14 protein-coding genes are annotated in these 16,810 nt (G+C 65.0%); 4 read left to right on the top strand and 10 right to left on the bottom strand.

The features are described from left to right. Positions 1–9: 9 nt before the first annotated feature. From CAG33_RS10645 to CAG33_RS10635, 3 genes are all read right to left on the bottom strand, one after another. On the bottom strand, positions 10–1,731 hold the full coding sequence (locus CAG33_RS10645) for a carbamoyltransferase C-terminal domain-containing protein (protein WP_085638319.1): 1,722 nt from the start codon (positions 1,729–1,731) through the stop codon (positions 10–12). A gap of 521 nt (positions 1,732–2,252) precedes the next feature. After that, positions 2,253–3,164: a LysR family transcriptional regulator gene (locus CAG33_RS10640; RefSeq protein WP_085633624.1), complete on the bottom strand. Its 912-nt coding sequence runs from the start codon at positions 3,162–3,164 to the stop codon at positions 2,253–2,255. Positions 3,165–3,224: 60 nt separating this feature from the next. Continuing rightward, positions 3,225–3,815 carry an NAD(P)H-dependent oxidoreductase gene (locus CAG33_RS10635; protein WP_085578351.1) on the bottom strand — a complete coding sequence of 197 codons (591 nt, stop codon included), beginning with the start codon at positions 3,813–3,815 and terminating at the stop codon, positions 3,225–3,227. 198 nt (positions 3,816–4,013) lie between these two features. Here CAG33_RS10635 and CAG33_RS10630 point away from each other — a divergent pair, with 198 nt between their 5' ends. Continuing rightward, entirely contained in the window at positions 4,014–4,328 is a 315-nt protein-coding gene (locus CAG33_RS10630; RefSeq protein ID WP_085578349.1) for a putative quinol monooxygenase, read from the top strand. Here CAG33_RS10630 and CAG33_RS10625 read toward each other — a convergent pair. Then, positions 4,318–5,082 (bottom strand): sulfite exporter TauE/SafE family protein, encoded by a 765-nt coding sequence (locus CAG33_RS10625; RefSeq protein WP_085633626.1) that lies wholly within the window; start codon positions 5,080–5,082, stop codon positions 4,318–4,320. The two genes, CAG33_RS10630 and CAG33_RS10625, sit on opposite strands and share 11 nt — an antisense overlap. Positions 5,083–5,354: 272 nt before the next feature. Between CAG33_RS10625 and CAG33_RS10620 the strand changes: the two genes are divergently transcribed. The 3 genes from CAG33_RS10620 to CAG33_RS10610 all read left to right on the top strand — a co-directional run bounded on the left by CAG33_RS10620 (position 5,355) and on the right by CAG33_RS10610 (position 7,499). Beyond that, on the top strand, positions 5,355–6,245 hold the full coding sequence (locus tag CAG33_RS10620) for a LysR family transcriptional regulator (RefSeq protein ID WP_085638316.1): 891 nt from the start codon (positions 5,355–5,357) through the stop codon (positions 6,243–6,245). A gap of 52 nt (positions 6,246–6,297) precedes the next feature. After that, complete coding sequence (locus tag CAG33_RS10615) at positions 6,298–6,879, top strand: NAD(P)H-dependent oxidoreductase (RefSeq protein ID WP_170929982.1); 582 nt, start codon at positions 6,298–6,300, stop codon at positions 6,877–6,879. Positions 6,880–7,088: 209 nt separating this feature from the next. Then, a complete protein-coding gene (locus CAG33_RS10610; RefSeq protein ID WP_085578343.1) occupies positions 7,089–7,499 on the top strand; it encodes a MerR family transcriptional regulator in 411 nt (136 codons plus the stop codon). A gap of 69 nt (positions 7,500–7,568) precedes the next feature. On the opposite strand, the gene CAG33_RS10605 is transcribed toward CAG33_RS10610, so the two are convergent. The 6 genes from CAG33_RS10605 to CAG33_RS10580 all read right to left on the bottom strand — a co-directional run bounded on the left by CAG33_RS10605 (position 7,569) and on the right by CAG33_RS10580 (position 16,802). Next, on the bottom strand, positions 7,569–10,184 hold the full coding sequence (locus CAG33_RS10605; RefSeq protein WP_085638530.1) for an RND family transporter: 2,616 nt from the start codon (positions 10,182–10,184) through the stop codon (positions 7,569–7,571). Between the two features lie 36 nt (positions 10,185–10,220). Next, positions 10,221–11,054: an outer membrane lipoprotein-sorting protein gene (locus CAG33_RS10600; RefSeq protein WP_085578341.1), complete on the bottom strand. Its 834-nt coding sequence runs from the start codon at positions 11,052–11,054 to the stop codon at positions 10,221–10,223. 68 nt (positions 11,055–11,122) lie between these two features. Next, complete coding sequence (locus tag CAG33_RS10595) at positions 11,123–12,421, bottom strand: DUF1302 family protein (RefSeq protein WP_085578339.1); 1,299 nt, start codon at positions 12,419–12,421, stop codon at positions 11,123–11,125. Between the two features lie 2 nt (positions 12,422–12,423). Further along, positions 12,424–13,188 (bottom strand): SDR family NAD(P)-dependent oxidoreductase, encoded by a 765-nt coding sequence (locus CAG33_RS10590; RefSeq protein WP_085638313.1) that lies wholly within the window; start codon positions 13,186–13,188, stop codon positions 12,424–12,426. Further along, positions 13,185–13,922, bottom strand: coding sequence for a 3-oxoacyl-ACP reductase family protein (locus tag CAG33_RS10585; protein WP_085638310.1), 738 nt, complete (start codon positions 13,920–13,922; stop codon positions 13,185–13,187). Before CAG33_RS10585 ends, CAG33_RS10590 begins: the two co-directional genes overlap by 4 nt. Positions 13,923–13,931: 9 nt before the next feature. Further along, positions 13,932–16,802 (bottom strand): aminotransferase class III-fold pyridoxal phosphate-dependent enzyme, encoded by a 2,871-nt coding sequence (locus tag CAG33_RS10580; protein WP_085578333.1) that lies wholly within the window; start codon positions 16,800–16,802, stop codon positions 13,932–13,934. Positions 16,803–16,810: the final 8 nt, after the last annotated feature.

The following is a 16,810-nucleotide window of genomic DNA, read 5'->3' as shown; positions in this document are numbered from 1 at the left end:
GTCTTGCGTCTATTCGAAACGGTGCTGGGTGAAAGGGTTCTTGCCCTTGCGCCAGACGATCAGCGATTCGCTCATCACCACCAGGTCCACCATCCCCTCCTTCAACGCATCCAGGGCATCCCGGGACGTGCAGACGATGGGTTCCTCATGGCGGTTGAACGAGGTATTGATCAACGCGGCCTGGCCGGTCTTTTCGTGCCAGGCGGTCAGCAGGCGATGCATGAACGGATCAGCCTGCGGACGGATGACCTGCGGCCGGGCGGTGCCGTCGATGTGCACCACCGCCGGGCTCGCCTCGCGAAACGTCGGGTGGCAATCGTAGGTCATGGTCATGGTGTCCGCCGCCACCTGGCTTTCCTCCCAGCCGACGTAGCAGGCCGCCGCCTGTTCGATGGCGGTGACCGGGCCGAACGGCATGAACTCGGTGCGGTGCATGCGTTTGTTCAGCCAGTCGTTCACCTCGGCATCCTGGGCGTGGTAGACAATGCTGCGGTTGCACAGCGAACGCGGGCCGAACTCCATCTTGCCCTTGAACATGCCCAGCACCTGGTTTTCCTGCAACGCCTCGGTGAGCACCTCGATGAGGTTCGACGGCGTGTGGTAGCCGAGCTCGGGGTAGTCGCGGTGGATCAGGTTGATGTTCTGCGACACGCTGCGCGAATCCGGCCCGAGCATCATCGACGGGGCCCAGAAGCGGGTGCCGTTCTCCAGGTACGCCGCGCCGACCGCCGCCGCCAGGGCCAGGCCGCCGTCGCCCATGCACGGCAGCACGTAGACGTCCGTCACGCCGGGGATCTCGCGCAGGCGCTGGTTGAGCTTCACGTTGCCGAACACGCCGCCGGCCAGGCACAGGGCGGCGCTGCCCCGTTGCGCCAGGTGATGGCTGACGGTCGCCACCAGCAGGTCTTCGGTGTGGCGCTGAGCGGCCGCCGCGATGTCCTCAGGGGTCTCATCGGCCAGCAGGGCCTGCAGGCTGTCGGCGTAGTGGTCGTAGGACGGCAGGAACAGGTCGCCGCACACCGCCTTGATGCGCCCGTCTTCGAACCGGATCATCTGCTGCATCACGCCCAGCAGCTTTTGCGGATCGCCGAATGCGGCAAGGCCAGTGATCTTGCCCTCGTGCCGGTTGGGCTTGTAACCCAGCAGGCGGGTGATGCGCCCGTAGAAATAGCCCAGGCTGTCGATGCTGGTCTCGCGCTGCAGCACGGTGGTTTCGTTGGGGCCGTACCAGCTCACGGTGAGGGACTGGAAGTCGCCGCGCCCGTCGCAGGTCAGGGTCAGCGCCTCGTCGAACGGCGAGCAGACATAGGCACCCAGGGCATGGCATTCATGGTGGTCAATGAAGTAGGCCTTGCCGGCCAGGCCGTTGTCCGCGATGAACCGGTCGAACTCGGCGCGCTTTTCCTTATCGTTGCGGATCTCGTCGGTGACGCGCTTGCGGAACTGTGCAAGGCCCTCGGGATTGTTCCGCGCCTCCTCGACGATGCGGTCGAAGTACAGCTCCATGTGCTTGTCGGCGTTGAAGCCGGCGTTCCATCCGTACGCCACATGGTCGAGATCCTCCAGCGAGACCCCGGCCTGGCTCAGCACGAATTCGATGGACTGGGCGGGCCAGACCTTGTGGTCCTTGATCCGGGTGAAGCGTTCTTCGCTGACCGCAGACAGAATCTGACCGTCGCGCACCAGGCAAGCGCCCGACAGATCGTTGTTGGTGATCCCTAGAATGAGCATGACTGTTCCCTGTTATTGCCGACTTCATGGATGAGCGCGCCCGTGCGCCAGGCATCTGTTGCCCGGGCCCATGGCGGATTCCGGCCGTCAGTGGCCGTGGGTCGTTAACAAGTGAGGCGGCGAAGCGGTTACGTTCGCCGGGACATGCCTTTAGGGGAGGGCATCATGAGTGCGCATGGTCATCGCCAATTCCTTTTGTAGAAAAAAACCCACGGGAGGTAACCCACTCACACGGCCTCATGCCTGACATCAAGTGGGTGCTGAACCGGCAGTATCGAATCTGCGTGTCCGGGAATCAGCCTAGCCGCAATTGTGCGGAGCGCCCGCAAAACGCGACCTAAAATTTAAATGCGGCCCGAAGTCTTTTGTTTCCAAAGGTTTGCGCGATTCAAGACACACAAAAACGTGTAGGAGCGAGCCTGCTCGCGATTGCGGTCTGTCATTCGACATTGGCATCGACTGACACTACGCCATCGCGAGCAGGCTCGCTCCCACAGGTTTTTCTGTGAGCAAAAGAATGCTCAGCCCTTGAAGTCCGCATTGGCGTAGGTCGCCAGCTTGCCCTGGATGAAATCCAGGAAGCACTGGATCCGCAGCGCCAGCTGCGAGTTGCGGTAGTACACGGCGTTGATCGGCTGCCGGTATCCGCTGTTGAATTGCGCCAGCACCACCTTGAGGCGCCCGGAGCGGATGTCGTCGATGGTCATGAAGTGCGAGAGGCAAGCGATGCCCTGCCCTTCCAACGCCAGGTGACGCACGGTCTCGCCGCTGGAGGCGCCGATGGCCGGGGTGACCGGCCAGCGGTCGCCGTGCACGTGGCGCAGCGGCCACTGGTTGAGGCCTTCGTTCTGGGTGAAGCCGAGCAAGACGTGCCGGCTCAGGTCGGCCACTTCGGCGGGGGTGCCGTGGGCGGCCAGGTATGCCGGGCTGGCGACGATCAGCAGCGGGCTGCAGCCGAGCGACCGGGCGTGCAGCGTCGAGTCGGCCAGGGTGCCGATGCGGATGGCGATGTCGGTGCTTTGCTCCAGCAGGTCGATGATCAGGTCGTTGCTGTTGAGCTCCAGCAGGATGTCCGGGTAGAGACGGCGGAACTCGTCGACGTACGGCACCACCGCGTGCAGCATGAACGGCGAGGCGGCATTGATCCGCAGCCGCCCGGACGGGGTCTGGTGGCGGGAAATGAGCCGCTCTTCCAGCTCGTCCATCTGGTCGAGGATGCGCTTGGCCTGCGCGAAGAAGTACTTGCCCTCTTCGGTCAGGTCCATACGCCGGGTGGTGCGGTTGATCAGCGTCGTTTCGAGCTTGGCCTCCAGCCGCGACAGGGTGCGGCTGACCGCCGACGGCGTCTGGCCGACCTGCTCGGCGGCGGCGGAGATCGAACCGCACTCGATCACACAGACGAAAATCTGCAACTCATCGGATCTGGCTTTCACGGGTGTCCTCGAATCGGCAGGCCTGCACCTCAGGCTCAGGCCTGCGATAGTAGCCGAGCCTCAAGCCTTGAGGCCAAACACCTCTTTCAGGTGCTGCTCGTAGCGCACCACGTCGGCCTCGATGTTCGGGCGCTTCATCACGTCCACGCACAGGAACGTCGGCAGGCCGGTCATGCCCAGGAACTGGTTGGCCTTGTGGAACGGGAAGTAGACGGCGTCCACGCCCTTGGCCTCGAAGAAGTCGGTCGGATCCTCGAAGGCCTGCTGCGGCGCGTTCCAGGTCAGCGACAGCATGTACTGCTTGCCGTGGATCAGGCCGCCGCTGCCGTACTTCTGCGAGGCGTCGGAACGGGTGCGGCCGTCGCTGGCGTAGAGGCTGCCGTGGCCGGCGGTGAACACTTCGTCGACGTACTTCTTCACCGTCCACGGCGCGCCCATCCACCAGCCCGGCATCTGATAGATGATCACGTCGGCCCAGAGGAACTTGGCCACCTCTTCGGCCACGTCGTAGCCCTCGTCGATGAAGGTGGTCTTGACGTCGAGACCGCCGCGATCGAGCACGGCGAGCGCCGCCTCGTGCAGGGTGGCGTTGTAGCGGCCGTCGGAGTGGGCGAATTTTTTGCCGCCGTTGAGCAACAGTACTTTTTTCATGGGTCAGCCTCGAATGGATTCCAATGCCCGGCGCACTCGCCGGATGGAGAAGGGAAGTGAAGGAATGGCGGCAGGTTAACGGTCCGCCCCGCGCGGAATAAGCAGCGGTTGCGCAAATGACATTTGACTGAAAATCACGAATCACCCAACGATTCGTGCCGCAGCATTGGCCGCCACTTCAACTTGAGGAACCGAACGATGAGCGAACGCCAAGGCTTCATCCTGCACGCCAAGACCCGCCCGGAAAAAGCCGAGGCCTTCGAGGCATTCTTCCGCGCCCACGTCGAGCCGAGCCGCGCCGAACCGGGCTGCATCGAGTACCACATGCTGCGCGACAAGCACGATCCGACCCTGTTCATCTTCTACGAGATCTGGGAATCCCAGGCGCACCTGGACGTGCACTCGAACCTGCCGCACATGCAGCAGTTCCTGGCGCAGCGCATGGAATACCTGGAGCGGGATTTCGACATCCGCCCGATCGAGATGCTCAGCGCCTCGTCGGCTAGCCGCTGACCAGCAGATGGGCGCCGAGCGCGCCCAGACCGATGAAGAACACCCGCTTGAACAAGGTGGCGCTGATCCGTCGGCGCAGCCATTGGCCGAACCCCATGCCGAGCATCGCCGGCACCAGCGCCAGCCAAGAGGCGCCGAATTCCGCACCGCCCAGGGCGCCGCGCCACAGCAGGCCGCCAGCCAAGGCCAGGGTCGACACGGTGAAGGACAGGCCCAGCGCCTGCACCAGCTCATCACGGCTCAAGCCCAACGCTTGCAGGTAAGGCACCGCCGGGATCACGAACACGCCGGTGGCCGAGGTGATGACCCCAGTCACGGCGCCGCACACCGGACCAAGCCAGGGCTCATACCGACGATTGACCCGCAAGGCCGGCAGCCACAACCCGTACAGCGCATACAGCAGCAACGCCGCGCCGAGCCCGCGCACGACCCAATGCCCGCCCGCCATGCCGAGCCACAGGGTGCCGACGCCGGTGCCGAGGAAAATCGACAGCAGCATCGGCCACAGGCGCTTCACAAGCCCAGGCAAGTGGCCGCCGAAGGCCAGTTGCCAGAGGTTGGTCAGGGTCGCCGGGACGATCAGCAGCGCCGCTGCCTGCGCCGGCGCCATAGCCAGACCCAGCAGCCCCATGGCGACCGTGGGCAGGCCGAGGCCGATCACGCCCTTGACCGAGCCGGCGAGGAAGAAAGTGGCGATGACCAGCAAAGACAGGACAATGCCGAGGTTCTGGTAGAAATCGAGGTAGGCGTTCATGGCGCCACTGTGCGCCTGGCCGGACGTTTTGGAAATCTGCCATATACTGAGGCAGCCTATTGCAAACCAAGAGGCTGAGAATAATGCTGAGGCCACTGGCCCCATCGCGGGCAAGCCCGCTCCCACAGGGGGATGCGGTAGACAGGACGACCTCACAGGCCCCATCGCCAGCAGGCCGGCTCCCACCGTTCCGGGGGACACCACAATCCCTGTGGGAGCCAGCCTGCTGGCGATAAGGCCAGTGCAAACGACACACTGCCCGAGACTCTCCGATGCACTTCGACTTCACCGACCTGCGCCTCTTCCTGCACACCCTCGACGCCGGCAACATCACCGCAGGCGCCGACCGCAGCCACCTGTCGCTGGCCGCCGCCAGCGCGCGGATCCGCGCCATGGAAGCGTCGCTGGGCACCGATCTGCTGCAGCGCGGCCGCCGTGGCGTCACCCCGACGCCGGCCGGCCAGGCCTTGGCGCACCACGCCCGGATCCTGCTGCAGCAGGCCGAACGCCTGCAGCAGGACCTGGCCGACTACGCCCATGGGGTCAAAGGCCGGATCCGCCTGCTGTGCAACACCACGGCCATCACCGAATACCTGCCCGAAGCCCTGGCGGATTTCCTGGGCCGCCACCCCAACCTCGACATCGACCTGCAGGAACTGCCCAGCGCGCGCATCACCCACGCCCTGCGCGAGGGGGCGGCGGACCTGGGGATCGTCTCGGATGCGGTGGACCGCGAAGGCTTGCAGATCCGCTTCTTCCGCGACGATCCGCTGGTGCTGATCCTGCCGCCGGGGCATGCCCTGGCCGAACGGCCTTCGCTCACCTTCGCCCAGACCCTGAGCCACGACTACGTGGCCCTGGGCGCCGCCAGCGCACTGGCGATCCACCTGGAAGAACAAGCGCTGCACATCGGCCAGCGCATGGCGATCCGGATGCGCGCCGAGGGTTTCGACGCCGTCATCCGCATGGTCGCCCACGGTGCCGGCCTTGCCATCGTGCCGCTGGCGGCGCTGGAGCGCTCCGCGCAAAAACCACGGATCGCCCACCGCACCCTGTCCGAGGACTGGGCCAACCGCCAGCTCCACCTCTGCGCCCGCGACTTCGCCCACCTGCCCGCCTACGCCCGCGCCCTGCTGGACGCGCTGACGCCGGGAACGCCTTGACTCTACCGTTAGGGGCAGACTCTATCCTGAGGGCTTCATTTCAGGAGTACACATGATGCGCAAACGAATGCTCGTGATTCTGGGGCATCCTTCCACCGACAGCTTTTGCGGCGCCCTGACCGAAACCTACGTCCAGGCCGCCAAGGAGGCCGGCCACGACGTGCGCCTGCTGCGCCTGGACACGCTGGACTTCGACCCGGTGCTGCACGAAGGCTACAACAAGCCCCAGCCCCTGGAGCCGGATCTGCTCCAGGCCCAGGCCGACATCACCTGGGCCGAGCACCTGACCTTCGTGTACCCGATCTGGTGGGGCGGGATCCCGGCGCTGTTCAAAGGCTTCCTCGACCGGATCCTGCTGTCCGGCTTCGCCTTCAAGTACCGCAAAGGCAAGGCCTTCCCGGACAAGCTGCTGAAGGGCCGCACCGCGCACCTGTTGGTGACCATGGACACGCCGCCCTGGTACTACAAGTGGATCTACCGCATGCCGGGCCTGCACCAGATGCGCAAGACCACCCTGGAGTTCTGCGGCATCAAACCGATCAAGACCCTGACGTTCGGCCCGATCCTCGGCTCGAAGCCGGAACAGCGCGACATCTGGCTGGAGCAGGCGCGCGTGACCGCCGCCGCCAGCTGAGGCATTTCCCTTCATTGCGCTGACGGCGCACCGCCGTCAGCGCTTCTGCGGTCCCTTGCGGTTCTTTGCGGCAAGGGGCCGTCGGTCGGCTGCGCGCGTCATAAGCACGCAGCCGCAACCTCTCCATGTTATCCACGGTATGATCGCCCCCGGTCAGGCATGAGGCCTGGTCGCGCATCAGCCCTGTTTGATCATCGAGACGGACCTTTATGTATATCGGCAAAGCCGCCCAGCTGTCGGGCACCACAGTCAAAAGCATTCGCCACTACGAAGAGATCGGCCTGTTGCCGGAGCCCAGGCGTGAGGGCAAATACCGGATCTACAGCCAGGAGAGCGTCGAGGTGCTGACGTTCATCAAGTGCGCCCAGCAATTGGGCTTCAAGCTCAAGGAACTTCAGGTGATCCTCAACAGCTACCGCGGCGACGTGTTCCCCTGGGACATGGCGCAGCAGGCGATCGCCGAAAAAAAAGCCGATCTGGTGGCCCGGATCGGCGAATTGCGGCAGTTGCACGATGGCCTGGAAGCCTTTGAGAACAACCTCAGCGATGCGCGCCAAGAGTGTCAGTTCGAGCGCATCGCCCGCCAAGGCGAAAAAAACTCCGGCAACACACTGAACTGAATGTCCTGCTGCACCGGGTGACCGCTCCCGCAGGCCGTACCAGGGCCGGTGGAAGCGGTTTTCGCCGAATCAGTTCATGGCCGGTTCCCCACCGGCAGAGTGTGTGTCGGCCACCTGCGCCAGCGGAACGACCGCCCCGAAGAACCACGGCGACACCAGCGTCACCAGCACGATGGTCATGACCCCGCTGGAGAACAGCGCCATGGCCACCAGCGCCCCCAGGTCGACGATCGGCTTGAAGTCGGAGAACAGCAGGGCCATGAAGCCGACGGAGAAGATCACCACGTTGATCACCGTCGAACGGCCGACGCTGTGCATCGCCTGCAGAATCGCCGCATCGACTTCGACGCCCTCCTGCACCAGCAGCTTGATCCGCGACAGCAGGTGCACCGCGTAGTCGACCACGCCGACCACCAGGAACGTCACCAGCGTCGTGCCGATGTTCAGCTCGATGTGGAACAGGAACATGAAGCCGTAGACCGTCACCGACGTGGTCAGCAGCGTGAGCATGCCGAGCAGGCCCAGACGCACGGACTTGAGCCAGTACATCATCATCAGCGTGACCACCACCAGCGCCAGGGAAAAGCTCAGCACCTGCCCCTGGGTGATCTCCTGCAGCACGCCGGTCCAGATCAGCGGCGTGCCGGCGTGGGTCACTTCCAGGTTGGCCGGCTTGTTCACCAGCAGCCAGGCGTCGAGGCGGTCCAGCATGCCCTGGTAGTCGCTGGCCACGGACGAGGTCATGGTGTACAGGGTCAACGCCTTGGAGAAGTCGGCGTTGAGTACGTTGTTCAGGTCCGAGCCACCGCCGTTCTCGAACAGCATCACGTGCTGCTCGATCAGTGAGTTGCCCGTCACCTCGAACTGCTCGACCTGCCCGTCGTCGTTGACCGAGGACACCTTCTCGACCGCCTCCGGCACCCGCAGGTACGCGGGGTCCATGTCGTTGAGCACCAGGTTCATGCGCTTGACGTAGGTGGCCAGCGAATAGCCGTAGCTCACGTTCGGCTGCTGCTTGATGAAGCGGTCGAGCCGGTCGATGAACTGCACCGTCTCGGTGGTCAGCACGCCACGGGGCTCCTTGCTGTCGATGGCGATCCAGCCCGGCGCGGTGCCCGCCACCTTGGCGTGGTTGATGAACTGGTCGGAGATGCGGATGTGGCTGTCCGGCTTGAAGTAGGCGATGCCGGAGTCTTCGATGTCGACGCGGAACGTGAACACCGTCGCCAGCGCCAGCAACGGCACGAGCACCACCAGGATCGGTTTGCGGAAGCGGATCATCCACGCGCAGAACGCCACCAGATAGCGCGAGATGACCGATTCCTTGTGCACCGCCACCTTGGCCTGCGCCGTCGGATCCTTGCCCCAGATCGAGATCCAGGCCGGAATCAGCAGCAGCGAAATGATCAGCGCCGCCGTCAGGCCGATGGACATGAACACCCCGAAGTTGCGGATGCTGACGATGTTGTTGGTGGTGGAGATCAGGAACGTGGCGATGGTCGTCACGGTCGTCAGCACCACCGGCACCACCATCAGCCGCTGCGTGCGGCGGTTGGCCTCGCGGTTGCTCTTGCCCGCGTTCTTCTGCTCGTAGTACTCGGCCATGACGTGGATCGCGTCCGAGCAGCAGATGGTGAACAGGAACACCGGCAACACGCTGGTGAGCAGGTCGAACGGCACCCGCCACAGGGCCATCAGCCCCAGCGTCCAGATGGTGCAGAACAGGATGTTGAACAGCGGCAGCAGCACGCCCAGCGGTTTGCGGAAGAAGAAGATCAGCAGCAGCGTGATCAGCAGGAACACGATCGGGAACAGCACCGCCAGGTCGTGGTCGATGATTTCCTGCTGGGCCGCGATGAAGATCGGCATCCCGGCGATGAAGATCTCGTCCTTGTACGCCGGGTGCTCGGCCTGGTACTGCGCGACCAGGCCGCGCACGATCTGGTAGGCGCGCAGCTGGGCCTGGGCGTCGTCCTGCTTGGTGCCGAGCTCGGCCACCAGCATCGCGACTTTCTTGTCCTTGGACACCACCCCGTCGACCATCAGCTCGTTGCCCATGATCTGCGATTCGACCAGCGCCGGATCCATGTCATAGGCGTTGAGCGTCTTGTGGATCAGCAGCTCGCCGCCGTCGGTCAGGACGATGTTCTCCAGATCGCCCATGGACGCCATTTCGCGGATCGGGTTGATCCGCTCGGCCAGGAAGGTCAGGAACAGCTGGTCGTGGGGATCCCAGCCCTCGCTCTGGGCATGGTCGCGAAGGGCCTTGGCCTGGGCGTAGTCGTTCTGGGAAAAGCCGTCCTCCAGAATGTCCCGGGTCAGCAGTTGCGCGCGGCTGTCGTCGGGATGGCCGGCGACGATCTGCGCCAGCTGTTCCTTGTCGGCGTCGTTGGCCAGGATCATCTTGCGCACCGACTGCGACAGCGAGAACAGCGCGTTGAGGGTGTCCTTGTTGAACACCGTCTGCGGGTTGTTCAGCGCCACCATCACCGAGTCGAACGTGCCGGTGAACTCACCTTGCAGGTCGATGATGGTCTTGCGCGCCGGGTGGGTGTCCTTGAGCAAGTAAGGGTTGGTGTCGGACACCAGCGCACCCAGCGAATAGGTGAAATACGCGGTGATCGCCACCAGCAGGAAAACGATCGCCCGCGCATGGCGCTCGACGAAGTTCAGGTATCTTTCCATGATCATGCGTTCCAGGGTCTTCGGGGCGGCGCCCGGTTAGCGGGCGGACACGGCGAACTCGGGCAGGTCGCCGGTCTTCAGGCCGCGCTTGATGGCGGTCTGGGTGAACAGGCGGTCTTCCAGCGGCACGTTGTACTGCAGCTGGTTGAAGCGCATTTCCGAACGGGTGCCGTCGATGAAGTGCTCGGTCTCGCTCAGCACGATGCTGTCGATCGAATCGATGGTCTCGACCTTCTGGGTGCGCATCTGCTTGATCAGCACGCCCTTGATGTCGAAGAAGTCCTGGCGCATGACCAGGAAGTTGCCCTTGTCGATCCACACCTTGAGCTTGTTGTAGCCGGTCTTGGCCAGCACCTCCGGGGAGGCCGGTTCGCGTTCGATCACGTAGCAGTCGCGGCCCTTGACCTGCTCTTCGCCGACCAGCACCTGCGAGTAGTCCTTGACCCGGATCTTGTCGAGGTCGGCATAGGAGTACTCGCTGCCCATGAACGAGCCGCGCTTGTCGGTGGTGGAGATGCGCCGGGTCTGGCGGCTGACCGGCAGGTACATCCACTGGCTGTCCTCCAGGCCCAGGGGTTCGTGGGGGTTCTCGATGTGGAACGCCACGTCGCGCACGTCGGTGGGCGCGGAGAAGTACATGCTGAATTTGTCGCTGTCCGGGTAATCCTTCTGCAGGTAGGTGAACTCCCGCACCCGGGTGTTGCCCTTCTTGTCGTGCAGGATCAGCGAGACCTGGGACATGAAGCTGGTGCCGTCGTTGCGGTCGCGCACCTTCTGGATGATGTCGTCGGCGTTCTGGCCGGCGGCGTTCGCGCAGGCGGCACCGAGGATCAGCGCGGCGGCGGTCATGGTTTTCAGTAACGGCAACATGTGAGCTTCCCTTTTCGTTGTTTGAGTCGTTTCAGGCCTGTACGCCGGGGCACGCAGGCGTCATGGGGTCAAAACAGATAACCGGCGGACAGCCGCACCTGATCGCGGTCGCTGTACTCGCCGAACGAGCGGTCCGGCTTGCCGAAGAACACGTCGACTTCCAGCCCGAGCTTGATCCAGTCCACCGGCTTGTAGGTGAAGATGCCCTGCAGCAGCGCATCGTCGTGGAACGGTGGCGACGCGGCGACCACCAGCCGGCTCTTGAGGCGGTCCTGCCAGTGGGTGCCTTCGGCCGACAGGGTGAACAGGTGGTCGAGCTTGTCCTGCACCATGCCGGCCTGCCAGTCGACCAATTGCTGACGCTGCCACTGCGCGGAGATCAGCCAGTCGCGCAACAGGTAGTCGACGCCCAGCAGCGACTTGACCATCGGCGTGCTGTCGGCGCCGTAGCCGCGGGTCGGGTTGGTGACCCGCCAGCGGTCGAACCAGGCGATTTCGCTGCGCACCACGATGCTGTGGCCGGCATCGATCGCCAGCCCCGCACCGCCCATGGTGTAGCGCGGGAACCGCCGTTCCAGACGCGTGCGGCCGTCCTCGGCCAGGCCTTCGACGGCGTACACCGGATCTTGCTGGCGGGCGTTGAGGGCGACGAAACTGGTGTCCACCGCACCGATCCGGCCGTTGGCGCTCAGGCCGTAGGAAAAGCCTTGGTCACCGTCATAGCCGGGCTTGGAGTCGACCAGGAAATACTGCGGGTCCGGCACGGCGAACAGCGGCGCGTCGAACTCGCTGCCGGCCACCGGCGGCCGGTTCTTTTCGAAACCGGTGATCCACAGCGCCTCCAGTTCCCACTCGCCCACCGGCTGGGCGAAACGCACCATCGGCACAGCGATGCGGCTGTCCTCCAGCAGCGGCGTCAGGCCGTCGCGGTAGTCCAGCGGGTTGATCTGGTCGAGCACCCGCAGTTCATCGGCACGGCCCCAGACCACCTGCTGCCAGCCGACGGTCACCTCGCCGTCGCCCAACGAATGGCCGACGTACAGGTGCCGCCAGTCGGCGTCGAAGCGGTACTTGTCCCGCGCCCGCTCGCCGTAGGGGTTGCTGCCGTCGTAGCGGGCGTCATAGCGCACGCGGCCCTTGGCCTTGTAGTAGCCGCCGTCCCAGTTGTCCTCCAGGTTGGCCTTGAAATACACGGCCTTCTGGGTGACCCGGTCATCGCCGTGCAACCGCACGGCGGTCGCCACGCCGACCTCGGCGTCGGCGTAGTCCGGCTGCAGATCCTGCGCCGTGAGGCCGGCCAGCGCCGGCCCCGCGTTCAGGCAGGCCACGGCGGCCCAGGCGGCCCGGCTGATGTGAAGTCTGGGCATCGCTACATTCCCAACCCGACGCCGCCGTCGATCACCAGGCTCTGGGCCGTCACGCCCCCCGCCTGCGGGCTCGCCAGGTAGCTCACCATGGCCGCCACCTCTTCGCTCTCGATGAAACGGCGCATCGGCAGTTTCTTCTTCGCGTTGCGCAGGATCTGCTCCTGGGTCAGCCCGGCCATCGCCGCCTGCGTCGCCAGCTCGCCCTGCAGCATCGGCGTGTCGATCCACGCCGGCAGGATCGCGTTGACCGTGATCCGGCGCGACGCCAGATCCAGCGCCAGCGCCTTGGTCATGCCGACGATGCCGTGCTTGGAGGCACAGTACGCGGTGTTGCGCACCTTGCCGGCGCGGCCGAGGATCGACGACATGTTGATGATCCGGCCGCCGTCGGGCATCAGCGGCAGGCACAACGACGTGACGTAGAACGTGCCGTTGAGGTTGACCGAAATCACCCGGTGCCAGTTGAGCAGGTCATCGGGTTCGTTCTCGTTGCAGATGCCCGCGCTGTTGACCAGCACATCGACCTGCGCGACCTGTTTGCCGAGGGCCTTGAACAGCGTTTCCATGGCCGGCAGGTCGGCGATGTCCGCCCGGTGGGTCTCGACCTGTGCCCGGATCCGCTGCGGCTGCGCATCGAGCCAGCCTTGCAACTGCGGCAGATCCAGATCCAGCAGGATCAGACGGTTGCCGGCGTCGGCGGCAAAGGCCTCGGCCACGGCACGGCCGATGCCCTTGGCGGCACCGGTGATCAGGATGGTGCGGTTCATGGCATCTTCAGCCCGCCGTTGACCGGCAGGACCTCCCCGGTCAAATAGAGGCCGCGCTCGGCGAGGTACAGCACCGCCTCGGCGATCTCCTCAGGTTCGGCGTAACGCTTGATCAGCAGCCGCGACTGGATTTCCTCCTCTTGGCTGCCGATCAGCGCGGTGCTCATTTCGGTCTTGACGATGCCCGGCGCCACCGCGTTCACCCGGATGTTGCGCGGCGACAGCTCCACCGCCAGGGCGCGGGTCAGCGCTTCGACCCCGCCCTTGGCGGCGGCGTAGTTGCTCTGGCCCTTGCCGGGCTTCTGCGCCGCCACCGAACCGATGTTGACGATGCAGCCGCCGCGCTGGCGCATCATGCCCGGCACCACCTGCTGACAGCACAGCAGGGTGCCGACGAGGTTGGTCTGGATCACCTCGACGATGTCCTTGACCGGCATTGTCGCCAGCAGGCCGTCGCGGGTGATGCCGGCGTTGTTCACCAACAGGTCGATGCGCTGGAAATGCGCCTCGACCCGCTCGAAGAAGACGCGGATGCTGTCGGCGCTGGCGACATCGCATTGCAGCGCCAGGCACTCCACGCCTTGGGCCTGGAGCTGCCCGCGCAGCTCCATCGCCGCCGTTTCGTCACGTACGTAACTGAACGCGACCTGATAACCCGCGCCGGCCAGGGCCAGGACGATCGCCCGGCCGATGCCGCGGCTGCCGCCGGTCACCACTGCTGTTTTGTTCGGCATGACCGTTCCTTAAAGCGAGTTGGCGGTTTTGAATTGGGCGAGGCTGAAACCGTGGGTCGCGGCCAGCGCACGGATCTGCTGCACCTGCTCGCGGCTGATGTCGCCGTAGGAGTAGTGCTGCTTCATTCCGGACAGGCCCATCAACACCGATTCGGCCATGCACGCATACAGCTGCCCCTGCTTGAGGTAGGCCCGCACGTTCGGCGCCAGCCCGTCGCCCATCGGCGTCTGCACGATCCCGCCGTGCATGTAGAGCACGTCGGCACGCTCGCTGGAGAGGTTCTGGTCCACGTTCAGCGGCACGGCGATGTCGCAGATCACGCTGCTTTCGGCGAAATGCCGGGCATCGAGGAACGGCTGCGGAGCGTTCGCCGCGCACAGCACGATGCGCGCTTGCTTGAGCACTTCCAGATCGTTGCTGACGGTGATGAACGCGTTCGCGCCCAGACGTTCTTCGACCAGTTTCGCCACGCGCTGACCGAGGTCGGCGCCGGCGCCGTGGGCCTGCAGCAAGGCGTCCATGCCGTCGAGCCCTTGCAGGCGGCTGGCGAGGCGGTCATCGGCGGCGACACCCTTGAGGATCGCCCGGGCGGCGTCGGCGTAGATCTGCTGCGCGGTCTTCTCCAGACGGCGCAAGGAGCCGTCGCGGCCGCTGCCGATCAAGATCAGGTGCTCGACCCCGGCGGACAGCAGCGAGGCATAGGTCGAGGCGATGTTGCCGGCGGCGCCGACCACCGCCGCGGTCTGCCGGGCCAGTTCCAGGCCCTGCTGTTTGCAGCCCTGTTCGATGGCTTCCAGGCCCATGCCGATGGTCAGCGCGTTGCCGGAGGTCAGCGCCATGTCGGGAATCTTCAGCGCCTGGCAGTTGTTGGTGACGATCGAGGTGTACATGCCCAGCCCGGCCACGCTGTAGCCGTCGGCGCGGGCATCGCGGATGCGGTTGCCGATTTCGTCGCGGATGGTCTCCAGGTCGCCGTTGGCGATGTACTCCGCCATGGCGTCGGAGTGCATGCACAGCGGATACAGGGTGAACTCCACCGCCGTGCCGAGCTTCGAACGGATCTGCACCGGGCCGATGGGCGCCGCCCGGCGCTCCGGAGCCATGCGCTTGATGAACTCGCGCTTCTGCTTGGGGCTGAGGGTGGCCAGCGACGGGTCGACATCGCTGAGCATGTCGGCGTCGATCAGGTGGTTGATGAACGCCACGCGCGCGACCACGCGGACGTTCGCGTCAGGCTTTGGGAGGCTTTCGTCCCCCTTGAAGCTGGTGTCCCGGGCCGGCACGCCGGGGACGGTGCCGGCCAGCACGCCGGCGGCCAGCGGGAAGGCGTCGCGGCGGCGCAGCATGTCGCAGACTTTCTGCAGCGAACCGATCAGGCCGTCGATCTCCTCGAAGGTGATGCACACGGGCGGCTCCAGGCGGATCACGTTGGCGTTGCTGCCCGACGGCGCCACGCGCAGCGATTCGAACTGCAGCAAGTAGCCGGCGATGATGTAGCCCAGCGCGTCGTTGTACTGCGCCGAGGCCTGCACCAGCGAACTGCTGCCGGTCAGGTCATGCAGCTCGAAGCCCAGCAGCAGGCCGCGCCCGCGCACATCGGCGATCACGTCCGGGTACGCCGCCTTGAGCTCCAGCAGCGAAGACTTGAGGTATTCGCCCTTGCGCTCCACGTCCTTGAGCATCGCGCTGTCGTTCTCGAACAGACGGCGCAGGGCAGACAGGGCGATGTGGCAGGAGACATCGTCCTCGGCGAAGGTCGAGCTGTGGATGTAGCTGAAATCGACTTCGTAGTGGCTGGCGCGGATCACGGTCGCGGCGATTTTCATCAGGCCGCCGCCCAGGGCCTTCGACAGGCAGTAGTAGTCGCCCTGCAGGTTGAAGTGGCTGGCGCCGAGCAAGGTGCCGGTGCGGCCGAAACCGGACTGCACTTCGTCGATGATCAGCGGGCACTGCTGCTCGTTGCACAGTTTGCGCAGGCCCAGGTAGAACGCACCGGCGAACTCGTTGATCCCGCCCTCGCCCTGGATCGGCTCCAGCAGCACGGCAGTGATCGCGCTGAACGCGTCGCGGCGCACCTGCAAGGTCTCGCCGCTCCACTCAAGGTTCAGCCAGTGGCGCTGATGGCGGGCCGGCAGTTCCTGAAGCTGCTGCGGCTGATGCGGATCGATGAACTCCACGTTCAGGCCGAACCGGGCGAACGGCTTGCGGTACTGCTTACCGTAGGTCAGCTGGACGGTGTTCACCAGTTTGCCGTGGAAACTGCCGCGCACGGCCAGGAACACCGGCTCGACGTGCAGTTGCGCCAGGTTGTGCTGACGCACCGCCTCCACCACCTGACGCACGGTCACGGTGGTCAGGTGGGCCGGCAGCAGGCCTGGCGGCAGGTCCAGGTCATCGACCTCAAGCTCCACATAGGCCTTGTCGCTGGCGGTCAGTTCGGCCAGGGCGAAGTCGCGCTCGTCGAACGCCTTCTGCAGGTTTTTCTGGCGACGGTACTCGGCGTGCTTGACCGCGATCTCCACCGACTCGGCGCCGCTGTTGGAGAAGGTCGAAATGTAGCGCTCGGTGTTGTTCAGTTCGCGGTTGAACGCCTCGCTCAACTCACGGCCCAACTGCCCCGCCGCGCCGCGCACGGACATCTGTGCGTTGAACGGCACGTCGGCGCGCAACAGGCCGCAGAGCTGATCGACGAATTGCGGATCGTTGTGGCCGTACAGCGCGGCGCCGTAGCCGCCGAGGAAATCGGTGACGGTGACTTCCGCGCCTTGCGGGTCGCGGTAGAACAGCTTGCTGCCCAATGCCCGGTGAAACTGGCACTCCAGGCCCAGGGCCTGCATCAGTTCAACGAATTTCGGACGTACGTAATCGCGGTAATCCATGACAGTCA

Origin of the sequence: Pseudomonas sp. B3(2017) (assembly GCF_002113595.1) — a bacterium.
Taxonomy (GTDB): domain Bacteria; phylum Pseudomonadota; class Gammaproteobacteria; order Pseudomonadales; family Pseudomonadaceae; genus Aquipseudomonas; species Aquipseudomonas ekonensis.
This window is presented reverse-complemented; position numbering and strand designations above follow the sequence as displayed.

Coding starts and splice junctions, on each gene's coding strand:
- CAG33_RS10630 (WP_085578349.1), top strand. CDS start 4,014: ATGAGCGAACGCCAAGGCTTCATCCTGCACGCCAAGACCCGCCCGGAA.
- CAG33_RS10580 (WP_085578333.1), bottom strand. CDS start 16,802: ATGGATTACCGCGATTACGTACGTCCGAAATTCGTTGAACTGATGCAG.
- CAG33_RS10620 (WP_085638316.1), top strand. CDS start 5,355: ATGCACTTCGACTTCACCGACCTGCGCCTCTTCCTGCACACCCTCGAC.
- CAG33_RS10600 (WP_085578341.1), bottom strand. CDS start 11,054: ATGTTGCCGTTACTGAAAACCATGACCGCCGCCGCGCTGATCCTCGGT.
- CAG33_RS10590 (WP_085638313.1), bottom strand. CDS start 13,188: ATGAACCGCACCATCCTGATCACCGGTGCCGCCAAGGGCATCGGCCGT.
- CAG33_RS10595 (WP_085578339.1), bottom strand. CDS start 12,421: ATGCCCAGACTTCACATCAGCCGGGCCGCCTGGGCCGCCGTGGCCTGC.
- CAG33_RS10610 (WP_085578343.1), top strand. CDS start 7,089: ATGTATATCGGCAAAGCCGCCCAGCTGTCGGGCACCACAGTCAAAAGC.
- CAG33_RS10585 (WP_085638310.1), bottom strand. CDS start 13,922: ATGCCGAACAAAACAGCAGTGGTGACCGGCGGCAGCCGCGGCATCGGC.
- CAG33_RS10615 (WP_170929982.1), top strand. CDS start 6,298: ATGATGCGCAAACGAATGCTCGTGATTCTGGGGCATCCTTCCACCGAC.
- CAG33_RS10625 (WP_085633626.1), bottom strand. CDS start 5,082: ATGAACGCCTACCTCGATTTCTACCAGAACCTCGGCATTGTCCTGTCT.
- CAG33_RS10605 (WP_085638530.1), bottom strand. CDS start 10,184: ATGGAAAGATACCTGAACTTCGTCGAGCGCCATGCGCGGGCGATCGTT.
- CAG33_RS10635 (WP_085578351.1), bottom strand. CDS start 3,815: ATGAAAAAAGTACTGTTGCTCAACGGCGGCAAAAAATTCGCCCACTCC.
- CAG33_RS10645 (WP_085638319.1), bottom strand. CDS start 1,731: ATGCTCATTCTAGGGATCACCAACAACGATCTGTCGGGCGCTTGCCTG.